Source organism: Paenibacillus sp. FSL K6-2859 (genome assembly GCF_038008265.1).
Taxonomy (GTDB): domain Bacteria; phylum Bacillota; class Bacilli; order Paenibacillales; family Paenibacillaceae; genus Paenibacillus_AQ; species Paenibacillus_AQ nitricinens.
The window spans coordinates 2,944,744-2,958,989 of record NZ_JBBOYU010000001.1 but is presented as its reverse complement, the minus strand read 5'-3'; the positions used below and the strand labels follow the sequence as shown (position 1 = coordinate 2,958,989).

Sequence of the window (14,246 nt, the reverse complement as noted above, 5' to 3'; positions counted from 1 at the left end):
CCCTTGCTTCTATATTCAAAGAATAGGCATGTTAATGAGATAATTATTCTTTTTGAGCTGAAATAATCAGGAACATCGGTCTGCGATCCTCGTCCTTCATCCACGGATCATTGCTCATCTCATCAGAAGGCTTAGGCTCTTTAACTGCTTTGATAGCAAACCCGGCTCCAATCAAGTCATTGAAATAGGTTGAGATTGTGCGATGATATTTAATCACATTTTCTGTTAAGAATGTCGTTTCACGCAATCCCTCAGACTGATAATGATCTACAGGCCAATGGAGACGATTGCCTTGGTCATCCACATACCAGTCCTGTTCATTTCGAGAAGTAAAGATGGGATGCTCCACTGAAAATATAAAACTGCCGCCTGGCTTAAGGTAAGCATGAACCTTGCGACAGATGGCTTCAAAGGACGCTACATAATGCATGGCCAATGAACTAATGACCACATCAAATTGTTCGCTCGCAAATTCAATATCCTCAATCGGCATCTGGATATAAGAAATAGCTGGATCATCTGTTTTTCCACGCGCTTCTTGAAGCATTTTTTCAGAGATATCTACGCCAACGACTGAGCTTGCCTGCTGCTCGCGTGCATATAAACAATGCCAGCCAAACCCGCAGCCTAAATCAAGAACACTTTTATTATGTAAGTCTGGGATCAGAGGTTGTAATACATGCCATTCTCCAGATGCTTCAAGCCCGCCAATGGAACGAGGCATTTGTTTATAGGCTGAGAAGAAATTCGTATCGTCGTATTTATTTTGTTTCATTAGTTACACATCTCCTATCCTTTATGTATTCAATCAGTATATTCTTAGTGATATATTCATTTCAAATGGCCAAACAAAAAGGAGCATCATCTTGGAAGATCCGCTCCTTATATTTATTCTTATTCAGTTGCTGCTGCTTGCTCGGCATTAACCGTACATGCTGTGAAATGGCGCTATAATCCCTATTGGATCTTCGGCTTTGAGCTGCGCACCAGATACCTGAGCGCTCTGCCTTTAACAAGGCTTTTTGAGTCTTGGTTCGTGCCATGTGGCACCACTCTCCTATTCATTGATGAACTATCAGACAGCTATAGTTTAACATAAAACAGACTATGAGCGCAGCCAGAATTCCGTTACAATGAGATCACTGCTTGTTTTCTAACTTATCTAAATAGATTCGGAGGTTATTAGTGATGAAATACGATGTTTTGTACGAGGGTGCTTTTGCAATGTTGAAGGTATATTTGGACCCCGGCGAAAGTGTTAAAGCTGAGATGGGCGCAATGGTTGCCATGTCTCCTAACGTAGAGTTAAAAGGAACGGCTGATGGAGGCGTGATGCGGGGTCTGGGAAGAATGCTGAGCGGTGAAAAATTCTTCTTCCAGGAACTCAGAGCTATCCGTGGTCAAAGTGAGGTCCTACTGTCTCCAGGATCATTAGGTGATATCCAAGCTATCGAATTAGATGGTTCTTATAAGCTGTTAGTTCAAAAAGACGGATTCTTAGCCGGAACGGAAGGCATTCAAGTAAATACCAAAATGCAAAATTTAACACGCGGACTTTTCTCTGGCGAAGGCTTCTTCATTGTAGAAATCAGCGGCAGAGGAACGGTATTCCTGTCCTCCTTCGGAGCGATCCACGCCATTAATTTAGCACCAGGTGAAGAGATGATTATCGACAATGGACATCTCGTCGCTTGGCCAGATTATATGGACTATAAGGTAGAAAAAGCAGCCTCGGGTTGGTTGAACAGTTTAACCAGTGGTGAAGCGCTTGTCTGCCGATTCCGCGGAGAAGGTGTAATCCTTGTTCAGAGCCGTAACCCTGGGAGCTTCGGAACGTGGATTAAATCCTTCGTACCCACTCGAAGCTAAAAAATGACATAGGCTTTCCCAAAAAGCAGGATTTCTTTCTTTTAACTGTTTAAAACGCAACATAGCGCTTCTCCGGTTTTTAAGAAGCGCTGCTTTGCGTGCGAATTAAGGAATATCTCCCTATAACTCAGAAATTTCTGCGCATTTGAATACTAATTAGGGAAACTCTCCCTATAATTCAACTGATTTGTTGTGAAATATAGATTTTCCGCCGATTTATAGGGAGGATTTCCCCATTTCCATTCATATTGGCCAATTATCACTACTTTAGACGGAGTTTTTCCCTAATTACTTTCCAAAAAAGAAGCTGCCCCCTAAGCAGTATTCACTACTTCTGAGACAGCTTCTCCTTTTAGTTAGAAAGCGGCTTATGAAACCGCTTTGTTTGCTTTTTCTTTTTTACAGCCTGTTCGTTTACATGTGTCATAAGTGCCTTTGAAATCAAGGCGGTGATCCGTGACGTTAAAGCCGTATTCACGTTCCACTCTTTTCTCCAGCTCCACTAGCCAGTCATCCTTAATTTCCTCCAACCTGCCACACACGCTGCATATCAAATGATGATGCATGTGAGAATGATCATTCCCCCGCAGATCGTAACGAGCGACTCCATCTCCGAAGTTCATCTTTTCTACAATGTGAAGCTCGCATAAGAGCTCAAGTGTACGGTATACCGTTGCCAGCCCTAAATGCGGATAGCTGAGCTTAACAAGCATATATACTTCTTCTACGCTGAGATGATCTTTCTCATTGTCGAGCAATATGTTCACTATGGCCTCACGCTGGGGCGTTAATTTATATTTTTGCGCCGCAAAAAGCTGACTGATATTTGAAATTTGATCCATTTGATTTCCTACCTTCCCGGAATGATTTAACATCCGTATCCACTGAGACGCACCCATTTATGCATCAAAATATAAAACGTAAATAGTAATCGTTACGATATAATCATATCAAAATTAGTCACGAATGAATAGAGCCTGACATCATTATAACATTTTAGCTCTCTTATCCAAAGTTTCTTTCACCTTTTCCTGCCTATTTTTCTACCAAAATCTACTTTTTCGTGAAATATTGTAGGTTTGACCGCAACCTTTCCATATTTTTCTGCGTTAAAGGAGTTGATAGCGGCCATGAGGCCTATCCTTACAACGAGGTGAAATAAACATGAATATGAAAAAAAGAACATTAGCCGCGATTACAACCGTTACGATTCTCTCCTGCTCTTTGGGTGGCCAAATATTTGCAGCCGGAAACACCTTTAAGGATATTGACAATATAAACGGCAAAGAAAAAATTATTTCTTTAAAAAACCAAGGCTTGATCAAAGGGGTTAGTGAATCCCAATTCTTGCCCAGCTCCAAAGTTACAACAGCACAAGGGATCCAGTTCATTTCGGGTGGTCTCCAGCTTAGTCTTGCGGCTATTGATTTCAACAAAGCTCCCGTTGCTAGTGGCTTGTTCACGAAAGTCAAGGATAAAGCTTGGTACGCTGAAGCCTTTATCAATGCGTATTATAATCATGTCGAGCTTCCTAAGGATATTGATCCAACCAAAACAATAACCAAAGAAGAGTTCACCAATTATCTAGTGCAAGGGGTCGAAGGCATTGGGAATCTGCCGATGATTAATATAGTGCCCGTAGATATCGCTGACGATGCTGCGCTGAATCCTTCTTACCAAGGCAGCATTCAACGTTCGCTTAAATACAAGATCAATAGTTTAGACGCCAATGGGAAGTTTAATCCGAAAAGTGAAATCACTCGCGCCGAAGCTGCGATTATGCTCTATAATGCTTTGGAATTCCTGAAGACCGGTCTGAAATCCTAACCGATAAGCGGCATTCAACTGATCTGATTGAACACACGAAAAAGCAGTCCAGGAATGTTCCTGAACTGCTCTTTTTTGCAACTTAATCTTCTTCTATATCTCTTCACCACTAATTCTGTTCAAAAATTGCAGCGCACGAGGATGCTGCGGATGCTCAAGAACTTCTTGCGGAGTCCCTTGCTCTAGAATATGGCCTCCATCCATCAGAATGATCCGGTCCGCCACATCAGCAGCAAATTTCATCTCATGGGTCACTATCACCATGGTCATCCCCTCTGCCGCTAACTGTTTTATAACCTTAAGCACTTCCCCCACCAACTCAGGATCAAGCGCAGAGGTTGGCTCATCGAACAACAGCACCTCTGGATCTACTGCCATGGCACGAGCGATAGCTACCCGTTGCTGCTGACCACCTGACAGTTGATGCGGATAAGCATCCGCTTTGTCCGCCAAGCCAACTTTAGTTAATAACTTAAGGGCACGTTCGCGTGCTTCGTCCTTGGATCGCTTCTGGACCGTCACCTGCCCCTCCATTACATTGCCTAGTGCCGTCATATGCGGAAAAAGATTATAGGACTGAAAGACCATCCCTGTTTTTTGACGTAACGCCAAAATGGACTTCTGGGGGATTTTCTTGTTATCCGTGAAATTAATTTTAATATCACTGAGCGATAAGCTTCCTTGATCAGGGACTTCAAGCAGATTAAAGCAGCGTAAAAGCGTTGTTTTGCCTGAACCCGATGGGCCAATAATGACCAGCACCTTGCCATGCTCCATTTCCAGATCAATGCCCTTTAATACCTGCAGCTCACCGAAGGATTTATGCAAATTAAGTATTTCAATCATAATTGTCTCCCCCTTTAGCTCGCAGAGTAACGACTCAGTCGTTTCTCCAAGTAGTTTTGCAGTGCTGACAACACAGAGCAGAACAATAAGTAGAATAATCCGGCTTCCGTATACACCAGCAGAGGCTCATACGTTGTAGAAGCTACCTGCTGCGCAGTTCTAAACATCTCCGTATAGGTAATGATTGCTGCCAATGAAGTGTCTTTGACTAAGCTAATAAAGGAATTCGATAACGGCGGTACAGAAACACGGGCAGCTTGTGGCAGAATAATGCGGCGCAGTGCCTGGGTACGAGTCATCCCAACGGAGAAAGCGGCTTCCCACTGACCTTTATGTATCGACAGAATAGCCGCACGGATGATTTCAGATGAATAAGCCCCTACACTAAGCGTAAATCCAATGGTCGCGGCTATGAAAGGGTCGAGCACAATTCCCACTGCCGGCAAACCATAAAAAATAATAAACAGTTGTACTAACAATGGGGTTCCACGAATGACCCATACATAAAAGCGGGCGATTAGCTTCGGAAGTATCCACGGGGAGAGACGAGCCAGTGCTGTCAATATCGCTAAGATCATTCCCAGTGCAAATGATATCAATGCCAATGGAATGGTAAAAGCCACCCCAGCTTTTAGCAGGGGTAGCAGTGAATCTAAGAAAATTTGTATTTTGCGGTCATCCATTTTTAGACATCCTTTTTTGGCTCCAAGCTGGTAAGCTTCTGAACCCTTGAATTATTTTGAAACGTCAGCACCAAAGTATTTCTCAGAAATCTTTAAGTACGTGCCATCGCTCTTCATTTCAACAATTGCATCACTAACTGCTTTTACCAACTCTTCGTTGCCTTTTAAGAAAACAGCTGCGCTTTGCGAACCGTCTGGAATCTCATCTACCACTTTAATTTTCACATCAGGCTTTTGCTTTTTCAGGTCTAGATAAGACAAACCATCATTTACAGTTGCATCAATTCGGCCTGAGGTCAATAGGTCCATCGCTTGATTGAAGCCATCTGTAGCTACAATTTCAGCCCCGTTCTCACGGGCGATATCAGACAGGTTACTGGTCAGAGATTGTCCGGCTTTTTTCCCCTTAAGATCTGCAAAAGTTTTGATATCCTCATTGTTTTCACTCACTATCAATACCGCTTTAGATACGATATACGGTTCGGAGAAATCATATTTCACTTTACGATCTTCATTAATGGATACTTCGTTAAAAATAACATCAAACCGCTTGGCATCCATCCCAGCAAAAATACCGTCCCACTGTGTCTCAAAAAACTCTGGTTCAACACCGAGACGCTTCGCTACTTCCTCAGCAATTTCTACATCAAAGCCGGTCAGTTTGCCCGAAGCGTCATGATAAGTAAAGGGTGCATAGGTCCCTTCTGTTCCTATACGCAATTTGCCGCTAGCTTTAACAGCTTCCAGACTGTTTTGTGCAGTGGCTGTATTTCCAGCATTCGTTCCAGCTGAAGAATTCTTAGACGTACCGGTATTCGAATTATTGCCGCAGGCCGCTACAAACACCACGGTTAACGCCAATAGAATAGTTAAACTTAGTTTTTTCATAATTAATTCCCCTCTCTTTACCCGGAATTCATCCGGTAAATTGTATACTACACTGGCCGCTGTATACCGTCAATGATTTTTTCCGATTATATACATCGGAATTGTAATATTAGGTAAATCTCTACCCTTATATTACCCATTCTTAGAATAATCCTTCACAAGATCCTCTCTTTACATCTCAGAAAGATATGGTATATTTATAAACAAATTAAATATGGACCTGTTATTTCACTAGGGGAGTCGGCCGACTGAGACGGAGCTTCAAGCTCCGGACCCTTGGAACCTGATCTGGATCATACCAGCGGAGGGAAGTGGAGCAGAATTTTCATCCCATGCATTTTAGTGTTCCTATGCAGAATGAACTTTTTGACCCATTTATTTCCCTTCGGAAATGAATGGGTCTTTATTTGTTTACAATCAATCACAAAACTTAAGCATACAAGAAGTTTATCCATCACAAAACGTTTAGGAGGTTCAATCATCACGACAATCCTATCCATTCAAGGCTTAACCTACTCTTTTCCGGAATCTGAACACCCCCCTGTATTTGCAGATCTATCCTTAGATATCAGCAGAGGAGAGTTTGTCTCGGTCATTGGGGCTAGCGGATGCGGAAAAAGCACGCTTTTCAAAACTATAGCAGGCTTGCTCGAACCCACTCACGGGCAAATAATAATTCATTCGAACCCGTCATCCTCTACTCGCTTAGGTCAGATCGCTTACATGCCTCAGCAGGATTTGCTGTTGCCTTGGAGAACCGTGCTCGACAACTGTCTTTTGCCCTGGGAGATTAAACCAACGTTTAGCAAACAACAGACGATCTCTCGCATTCAAGAAATGCTTTCACGTTTCGGTTTAGCCGATGTAGAGAGGGCTTATCCCCATGAGCTGTCGGGTGGCATGAAACAGCGAGTCGCATTTCTACGAACGCTTGTAGCTGGTGGCGGGGCCGGTCTTATGCTGCTAGATGAGCCGTTTGGAGCGCTCGATGCTATGACCAAACGTGAGATACACCGTTGGCTATTGGAGCTTTGGGATGAGCTCGGTCAAACAGTGATGCTCATCACCCATGATCTAGAGGAAGCGCTATTACTAAGCGATCGTATTTATTTATTGTCTGGAGGAATCCATAGCGAAATCCAGGAGATTGTCGTTGATTTACCGAGGCCAAGACATTACAAGATGAACTATGAACCCCGGTTTATAGCGTTACGGGAAGAGTTGGAGCGGAGACTGTATGCAGCCCATACCTTTTAAAAAATATGTAAACAATTACGTTCCCTTCATTCTACTGCTGTTGTTCATTCTTGTGATCTGGGAGTCAGCTGTTCGTCTTCACTTGATTCCAGCCTTTATCCTACCTGCACCTTCTTCAATAGGCATCGCATTGATCGAACACAGGCAATTACTCAGACCGCATTTATTGGCCACATTGCAGGAAATATGGGTAGGCTTTGTTCTCTCAGTTATTTGTGGTGCACTGCTGGGCACCGGAATGTACTTGTTTCGCCCCCTTGAAAAGGCCATCTATCCGTTCCTTATTATCAGTCAGACGATTCCGTTAATCGCGCTATCCCCCATTTTTATTATGTGGTTCGGGTATACGCTATGGAGCAAAGTGGCTGTTGTGTTTCTAACTGCTTTTTTTCCAGTCGTTGTGAGTACATATGACGGACTTCGTACAAGTGGTCAAGCCTACAAAGACTTATTGTTAACATTTGGCGCCAACCGCTGGCAACTGCTCGTTAAAACCCAAATCCCGCTGGCGCTGCCCTCCTTTTTCTCAGGACTAAAGCTATCCATTGTGTACTCCGTGATTGGAGCGACCATCGGCGAATGGCTCGGCGGAAGCAAAGGACTCGGTTACTTTAGCCGAAGGATGGCCGGAAATTTGCAAAGTGCCGAAATGTTCGCCGCTGTATTTCTGTTGTCCGCGCTTGGTATAGTGTTGTTTCTAATGATAGCTCTGCTCGAACCATTATTTTTAAAGAAAAGAGGATCTAAACAATGAATGATTTGAATTTCCAAAGAAAATGGCTTATTCCCGTATTTCTCATATGTTCAGTCCTAATCTTCACCAGCTGCGGAAAAGCATCCAATGTAAGCAATACTCCTGCTAATTCATCTAATAACGAAATTAAACAAACGCACAAGCTGACGATTATGCTCGATTGGTATCCCAATGCCGTTCACTCTTTTTTATATGCAGCTGAGCAGAATGGTTATTTCCAAGAGGAAGGTCTGGACGTAGAGATCCAAATGCCCGCAGACAGCAATGACGCACTGAAACTTGTAGCAGCGAATCAAATCGATTTAGCGCTTAGTTATCAGCCTCAGGTGCTCATGGCACGCAGTGAGAACATTCCAGTACATTCGATTGCTGCGATTGTGAGACATCCGCTTAATCATTTAATGGTACCTCAAACTGGAGACATTCATAGTCCCAAAGACCTCACAGGTAAACAGATTGGGTATTCTTCCATTCCTCTTTATGAAGCCATGATTCGTACGATGATCCAAAACGATGGGGGTGACCCTAAGGCCAGCAAATTAATCGACGTAGGCTTTGACCTTATTCCGGCGATTGCGACGGGGCAAGTGGATGCCATTATGGGAGGGTTCATTAACCACGAACAATTAATCTTGGAAAAAGAAGGGCATTCCGTGAACTCGTTCAACCCCACGGATTACGGAGTCCCTGATTATTACGAGCTAGTACTTGTCGCCAGCGATCAAGGAATACAAAATTCTGAGTCCTATTTCAAAAAGTTTCTAAATGCAATTACTAAAGGACAACAATTTGTGCAGGAGAATCCGGAAAAAGCGTTGAATTTGCTGCTTGCACACGAAGATGAGACCTCTCCACTTGATAAGCAAATTGAAGAGAAGAGTCTGGCTATTCTACTACCGCTAATGAATGCGGGTGACCAAGATTTTGGATATCAAGAACCCGCGTCTTGGGAGAAGGTACGCCAGTGGCTATCAGACAATGATTTACTGTCTACTGACATCAAAGCTGAGGATGCTTTTATTAATCTTTAAACATTAGCTATTCGCCCATAAAACTTGAGGAGGAATTATCATGTGTTATCTATCCAAAGTACGGGAATTCAATCCATTGATCCACAATATCACCAATATCGTGGTAGCGAATTTTTCAGCCAACGGTCTTTTAGCGCTTGGAGCCTCCCCCTTTATGGCGGATGCTCACGAAGAAGTGGCAGATATCGCCGCATTTTCATCTGCCGTAGTTCTGAATATCGGCACACTGAATGACTACGCCATTCAATCTATGGTGCTCGCGGGACAATCTGCGAATAAGCACGGCGTTCCCTTAGTTCTTGATCCAGTGGGTGCGGGAGCCACTGCTTATCGAACAGCTGTCACTCAAAAGCTTGTGAATGAGATGCAAATTACCGCTCTACGTGGCAATGTGGCTGAAGTTGCCAATGTCATTGGTGAGAGCTGGTCTATCAAAGGGGTGGATGCTGGTGAAGGTGAGGGCGATGTCGTCGTCTTGGCTGAGACTGCTGCGCGGAAGTTAGATTGTGTGGTTATCATCACCGGAAAAGATGATGTCATCACAAATGGAGATAACACCTACATTGCCAGCAATGGTCACCCTATTCTAACAAAAGTAACGGGAACCGGTTGTTTGCTAAGTGCAGTAGTCGGTGCATTTCTTGCGGTAAGTGAAGGAGCATCTCTTGAAGCAGCAGTCGAAGCTCTCTCCTTCTATGGAGTGGCTGCTGAAATCGCCGCTGAACTAACGACTGGACAAGGTCCGGGGAGCTTTCAAATCGAGTTTCTAAATCAATTGAGCTTGCTCACAGCTGAAACTTACAAAGATAAATCAAAAATTAAACAACTCAGATAACAACCCTAAGGAGTGAACAGAATGACTATATCCAAAGCTTTAACTATAGCCGGCTCGGATAGCGGTGGTGGCGCTGGCATCCAGGCAGATTTAAAAACCTTTCAAGAGCTTTCTGTATATGGCATGTCCGCACTCACAGCTGTGACAGCCCAAAACACACTAGGAGTTCAGGGCGTATTTCCGTTGACACTGGAAGCTATTACGCAACAGCTTGATTCCATTGGAATTGATTTGAAGCCTGAGGCCGTGAAGACTGGGATGCTATTTAACAGTGACATCATTTGTATCGTAGCAGAGAAGATCCAGCAATACAGCTGGCGTAATCTTGTAGTTGATCCTGTGATGGTTGCTAAAGGGGGTTCCACGCTGCTACAGCAAGAAGCTGTTCAGTCCTTAATCAATCATCTCCTCCCGCTAGCCTTAGTGACGACACCCAATATTCCAGAGGCTGAAATGATTACCAACAGAAGCATCACTACTATAGACGATCGTAAAGAAGCGGCTAAAATCATTCATGCCATGGGCTCTAACTATGTAGTGCTAAAAGGTGGGCATGATACCTCAACTAAGGCTGTTGTGGATCTCCTATATGATGGTCACGAATTCATCTTTATGGAGAGTCAACGAGTTCAGACTAGACACACGCACGGCACAGGCTGCACCTATTCAGCAGCAGTTACTGCTGAGCTAGCCAAAGGCAAATCCGTTGCTGAGGCCATTCAAACCGCCAAAGCTTTTATACAAGCGGCGATTGAAGATGAGCTGGGCATAGGGGCTGGACATGGACCTACGAATCATTTTGCATATCAGAATAGATTGCGAGGGATGAACCTTGAAGCAAATAGACAGTGATCAACTACGTAATTTATTAAAAGTCTATTTCATTATGGGCAGTGTGAATTGCCTTAAATCCCCAGCCAAGGTATTAAAAGAAGCCGTTGCTGGAGGCATAACAATGTTCCAATTTCGTGAAAAAGGTACAGGGGCATTAACTGCAGAGGTTAGATTTAATTTAGGAAGACGGCTTCAAAAGATATGTCGTGCTAACGGAGTCCCTTTTATCGTTAATGACGATATTGATCTAGCCATCGCCCTTGATGCGGACGGCATTCATGTTGGACAAGATGACACCCCCACGCTAGCAATCAGGCAGCTGCTTGGGGAGGACAAGATCGTTGGTGTGTCCGCTCATTCGCTCGCCGAAGCCCAGCAGGCCATTGCAGATGGAGCTGATTATCTAGGGATTGGACCTATTTATCCTACCTCTTCCAAGGACGATGCCCAAGCCGTTCGAGGCACATTAGTCATTGAGGAAATACGAAACAGCGGCATTACGGTTCCTTTAGTCGGCATAGGAGGAATCACAGTGCACAATGCAGCACCAGTACTAGCTGCGGGTGCGGACGGTATCTCCGTTATATCAGCTATTGCGGGCGCTGAAGACATCACCTTAGCCGCTAGAGGATTTGTTCAAGAAGTTAATTTAAGAGGAACATAAGCTCACTCAGCTCTTCTCCGCTCAAATGACGCCATTGTCCTCGCTCCAAACTATCAAGTGTAATATTCATGATTCTTATTCGTTCTAGTTTAAGTACTCTATATCCTAACTCCTTGCACATTCTGCGTATTTGCAGATTAAGGCCTTGAGTTAGGATAATTCTAAACTCATCATCAGCGATCGGGTACACTTCGCAAGGTTTCGTTGTGACCCCAAGTATGTCCACACCGCTAGACATTTCATGTAAGAATTCTGGCGTCACTGGCTTATCTACGGTAACCACGTATTCTTTCTCATGCCCATTTTCGGAACGCATCATTTTGTTTACGATATCTCCATCGTTCGTTAATAAAATGAGACCTTCCGAGTGTTTATCTAATCTCCCGATTGCAAAGATTCGTGAAGGATATCCTACAAAATCTATAATATTCCCAGCCACATCAGGGGCTGCGGTACAGGTAATCCCGATTGGCTTGTTCAGCGCGAGATATACCAGCTCCCCTTTACTAGTCGTTATGGGCTCTCCATCTACGGATACAATATCCTCTGGCTCTATAAGATTATTCGCCTCACAGACAACTCCATTAACCGCGATTCGGCCAGCGGCAATTAGCCTTTTCGTTTCTCTTCTGGAACAAAAGCCAGTCTCGCTTATATATTTATCGATTCTCACAATGAACCTACTTTCTATTCATAAGCTTAGTCATATTTATCCAATAAAAAAACACCTGATTTTAACGATCAAAATCAGATGTTAACCTTCAGGAATAACCCAGTTCAAGGGAGCTATTTGGTGCTTCCGCTTTTTTTCACGTTATTGCCCTTGCTTCCACTTAGATCTTTAGCGCCTGGACCCGTGGTTGGAGCACCTTTTGCAGGTTTAACTGGCTTTGCTGTTTTGTTCCAGCGTGTCCAGCCCTTACTCCCCGTACCTCTGCCCGTGCCGCCACCTTTACTTTTTGCACCCATCATATCACTCCGTCAGTCATTCAGAATTCGTATAGTTTATACACTTCATCTATTTTACCACACTCTCAAACTTTCTGTTTAAGTAATAGCTCAGCTTCGTCTAACGATACTCTGATTAGTATTTAGCATCTTTATTCATTTCATAAATATCAAAGGTATCTTCATGTATTTCAATGGCGATGACAGTACCCTCTTTTTCGAAAAATTGCACATGCCCTAACCGCTTGTCCTCCAGCTCAACCCAGCCAGCATCCTCTAATTTATTAAAGTAGTGGTCAGGTCGATAGAGACCTTGTTCTCCCCCTATATTATCGAGTTCGTACTTTACGCCTATTTTTACATTAGGATTACTAGAAGTTGTCGTGACTTCGATTTCTTTGGCATTTTCCGGAATAGGAATTTCAGCATTTATGGAAGATACTCCATACTCTTGTACCTCTTGAGTGGATGATGTGCATCCGCTTGTGAATAGTATTAAAGGTAACCCTATAAAAGCTAATAAATATTTATACAAGTATATCAGCTCCTTCCCTGACTTATTTCACCAAATCAATCCATTAAAAAACACCCCACCAAAGACTAGGCTTTGATGAGGTGTCTATTTCGAATCCGCTTTATAGCTCATCCAGTTTATTTAGGCTGAATATATCCTTCTGCTTTCAGAAGCTCAGCGATCAATACAGCACCGCCGGCTGCTCCGCGCAGGGTATTGTGGGAGAGGCCCACGAACTTGTAATCATAGATGGCATCTTCGCGAAGTCTGCCTGTCGACACGCCCATACCGTTCTCAATATCGCGATCCAGTTTGGTCTGTGGACGGTTCTCCTCTTCGAAATAAGTAATGAACTGTTTAGGTGCGCTAGGCAGCTCAAGCTCTTGAGGACGTCCTTTAAAACTCTTCCACAGGTTCAAAATCTCTTCTTTGGATGGCTTTTTCTCAAAAGAAACAAATACAGCAGCCATATGTCCATCCGCTACAGGCACACGGATACATTGCGAAGTAATGGTTGGCGCTTCACTTTTTACGATGCCTTCTTCTTGCACGCTTCCCCAGATGCGCAACGGCTCTTGCTCGCTCTTCTCTTCTTCACCACCAATGTAAGGAATTACATTGTCAAGCATTTCTGGCCAGTCAGCAAAAGTCTTACCTGCACCGGAAATCGCTTGGTACGTTGTAACTACAACTTTAGAGGGGTTGAATTCTTTAAGCGCATGAAGCGCAGGCACATAACTTTGAATGGAGCAGTTAGGTTTAACCGCAATGAAACCTGTTTCTGTACCCAGACGTTTTCTTTGCTGCGCAATAACCCCAAGATGCTCTGGGTTAATCTCAGGAATGACCATAGGCACGTCCGGCGTCCAGCGATGCGCAGAGTTATTGGAGATTACTGGAGTACCCGTACGAGCATAAGCTTCTTCGAGCGCTTTAATCTCTTCTTTTTTCATGTCTACTGCGCAAAAGATCAGGTCTACGTCCGCAGCTACTTCTTCTACCTTAGAAGCATCTTGAACCATAATATTCTTCACGTTCTCAGGCATTGGAGTGGATAGTTTCCATCTGCCCTTGGCCGATTCTTCAAACGTTTTCCCAGCAGATTTCGCACTTGCAGCAATTGCAGTTACTTCAAACCAAGGATGATTCTCTAGAAGGGCAATAAACCGCTGACCTACCATACCTGTGCCGCCAACTATGCCGGCTCTTAGCTTTCTTGACATCAGAAAATACACTTCCTTTTGATTAACTGTCCTATTGTGAATAATAGGCTGATAATTAATGATATACGGCTCG

At 43.7% G+C, this 14,246-nt stretch carries 18 protein-coding genes and 1 riboswitch; of the genes, 8 read left to right on the top strand and 10 right to left on the bottom strand.

What is annotated here, in order from left to right; all coding sequences use genetic code 11:
• Positions 1 to 43: 43 nt before the first annotated feature.
• Both MHB64_RS12995 and MHB64_RS12990 read right to left on the bottom strand, forming a co-directional pair.
• Complete coding sequence (locus tag MHB64_RS12995) at positions 44 to 775, bottom strand: class I SAM-dependent methyltransferase (RefSeq protein ID WP_341134561.1); 732 nt, start codon at positions 773 to 775, stop codon at positions 44 to 46.
• Positions 776 to 836: 61 nt separating this feature from the next.
• Positions 837 to 1,043: a hypothetical protein gene (locus MHB64_RS12990; RefSeq protein ID WP_094868608.1), complete on the bottom strand. Its 207-nt coding sequence runs from the start codon at positions 1,041 to 1,043 to the stop codon at positions 837 to 839.
• Positions 1,044 to 1,188: 145 nt separating this feature from the next.
• On the opposite strand from MHB64_RS12990, the gene MHB64_RS12985 reads away from it, so the two are divergent.
• A complete protein-coding gene (locus tag MHB64_RS12985; RefSeq protein ID WP_042187527.1) occupies positions 1,189 to 1,869 on the top strand; it encodes a TIGR00266 family protein in 681 nt (226 codons plus the stop codon).
• A gap of 368 nt (positions 1,870 to 2,237) precedes the next feature.
• Here MHB64_RS12985 and MHB64_RS12980 read toward each other — a convergent pair whose 3' ends face one another.
• On the bottom strand, positions 2,238 to 2,711 hold the full coding sequence (locus MHB64_RS12980; RefSeq protein ID WP_094868664.1) for a Fur family transcriptional regulator: 474 nt from the start codon (positions 2,709 to 2,711) through the stop codon (positions 2,238 to 2,240).
• A 322-nt stretch (positions 2,712 to 3,033) separates the two neighbouring features.
• On the opposite strand from MHB64_RS12980, the gene MHB64_RS12975 reads away from it, so the two are divergent.
• Positions 3,034 to 3,696 carry an S-layer homology domain-containing protein gene (locus MHB64_RS12975; RefSeq protein WP_094877134.1) on the top strand — a complete coding sequence of 221 codons (663 nt, stop codon included), beginning with the start codon at positions 3,034 to 3,036 and terminating at the stop codon, positions 3,694 to 3,696.
• A gap of 93 nt (positions 3,697 to 3,789) precedes the next feature.
• On the opposite strand, the gene MHB64_RS12970 is transcribed toward MHB64_RS12975, so the two are convergent.
• From MHB64_RS12970 to MHB64_RS12960, 3 genes are read right to left on the bottom strand one after another with little or no spacing between them, the layout of a single operon-like run.
• Positions 3,790 to 4,542 carry an amino acid ABC transporter ATP-binding protein gene (locus tag MHB64_RS12970; protein WP_094868606.1) on the bottom strand — a complete coding sequence of 251 codons (753 nt, stop codon included), beginning with the start codon at positions 4,540 to 4,542 and terminating at the stop codon, positions 3,790 to 3,792.
• 14 nt (positions 4,543 to 4,556) lie between these two features.
• Entirely contained in the window at positions 4,557 to 5,225 is a 669-nt protein-coding gene (locus MHB64_RS12965) for an amino acid ABC transporter permease (protein ID WP_094868605.1), read from the bottom strand.
• Between the two features lie 51 nt (positions 5,226 to 5,276).
• Positions 5,277 to 6,113 carry an amino acid ABC transporter substrate-binding protein gene (locus MHB64_RS12960; RefSeq protein WP_094868604.1) on the bottom strand — a complete coding sequence of 279 codons (837 nt, stop codon included), beginning with the start codon at positions 6,111 to 6,113 and terminating at the stop codon, positions 5,277 to 5,279.
• A gap of 223 nt (positions 6,114 to 6,336) precedes the next feature.
• A riboswitch (TPP riboswitch) is annotated at positions 6,337 to 6,440 on the top strand.
• A gap of 30 nt (positions 6,441 to 6,470) precedes the next feature.
• Here MHB64_RS12960 and MHB64_RS12955 point away from each other — a divergent pair.
• From MHB64_RS12955 to thiE, 6 genes are read left to right on the top strand one after another with little or no spacing between them, the layout of a single operon-like run.
• Positions 6,471 to 7,370, top strand: coding sequence for an ABC transporter ATP-binding protein (locus MHB64_RS12955; RefSeq protein WP_341136074.1), 900 nt, complete (start codon positions 6,471 to 6,473; stop codon positions 7,368 to 7,370).
• The gene (locus MHB64_RS12950; protein WP_179281486.1) at positions 7,351 to 8,124 is read left to right on the top strand and encodes an ABC transporter permease; all 774 of its coding nucleotides are present in this window, start codon (positions 7,351 to 7,353) and stop codon (positions 8,122 to 8,124) included. Before MHB64_RS12955 ends, MHB64_RS12950 begins: the two co-directional genes overlap by 20 nt.
• Positions 8,121 to 9,155, top strand: coding sequence for an ABC transporter substrate-binding protein (locus tag MHB64_RS12945; protein ID WP_341134560.1), 1,035 nt, complete (start codon positions 8,121 to 8,123; stop codon positions 9,153 to 9,155). Before MHB64_RS12950 ends, MHB64_RS12945 begins: the two co-directional genes overlap by 4 nt.
• 40 nt (positions 9,156 to 9,195) lie before the next feature.
• A complete protein-coding gene (gene thiM, locus MHB64_RS12940) occupies positions 9,196 to 9,990 on the top strand; it encodes a hydroxyethylthiazole kinase (protein ID WP_341134559.1) in 795 nt (264 codons plus the stop codon).
• Between the two features lie 21 nt (positions 9,991 to 10,011).
• Entirely contained in the window at positions 10,012 to 10,842 is an 831-nt protein-coding gene (gene thiD / locus MHB64_RS12935; RefSeq protein ID WP_341134558.1) for a bifunctional hydroxymethylpyrimidine kinase/phosphomethylpyrimidine kinase, read from the top strand.
• Positions 10,823 to 11,488: a thiamine phosphate synthase gene (gene thiE, locus MHB64_RS12930; RefSeq protein ID WP_341134557.1), complete on the top strand. Its 666-nt coding sequence runs from the start codon at positions 10,823 to 10,825 to the stop codon at positions 11,486 to 11,488. Before thiD ends, thiE begins: the two co-directional genes overlap by 20 nt.
• On the opposite strand, the gene MHB64_RS12925 is transcribed toward thiE, so the two are convergent.
• The 4 genes from MHB64_RS12925 to asd form a co-directional block, all read right to left on the bottom strand.
• On the bottom strand, positions 11,469 to 12,161 hold the full coding sequence (locus MHB64_RS12925; protein WP_094868599.1) for a pseudouridine synthase: 693 nt from the start codon (positions 12,159 to 12,161) through the stop codon (positions 11,469 to 11,471). The genes thiE and MHB64_RS12925 overlap by 20 nt on opposite strands.
• A 113-nt stretch (positions 12,162 to 12,274) precedes the next feature.
• Positions 12,275 to 12,457, bottom strand: coding sequence for a DUF3934 family protein (locus MHB64_RS12920; RefSeq protein WP_094868598.1), 183 nt, complete (start codon positions 12,455 to 12,457; stop codon positions 12,275 to 12,277).
• Positions 12,458 to 12,572: 115 nt separating this feature from the next.
• Entirely contained in the window at positions 12,573 to 12,971 is a 399-nt protein-coding gene (locus tag MHB64_RS12915) for a hypothetical protein (protein ID WP_280785954.1), read from the bottom strand.
• Positions 12,972 to 13,087: 116 nt separating this feature from the next.
• Positions 13,088 to 14,173, bottom strand: a complete 1,086-nt coding sequence (gene asd / locus MHB64_RS12910) for an aspartate-semialdehyde dehydrogenase (protein ID WP_094868596.1) — start codon at positions 14,171 to 14,173, stop codon at positions 13,088 to 13,090.
• Positions 14,174 to 14,246 lie beyond the last annotated feature (73 nt).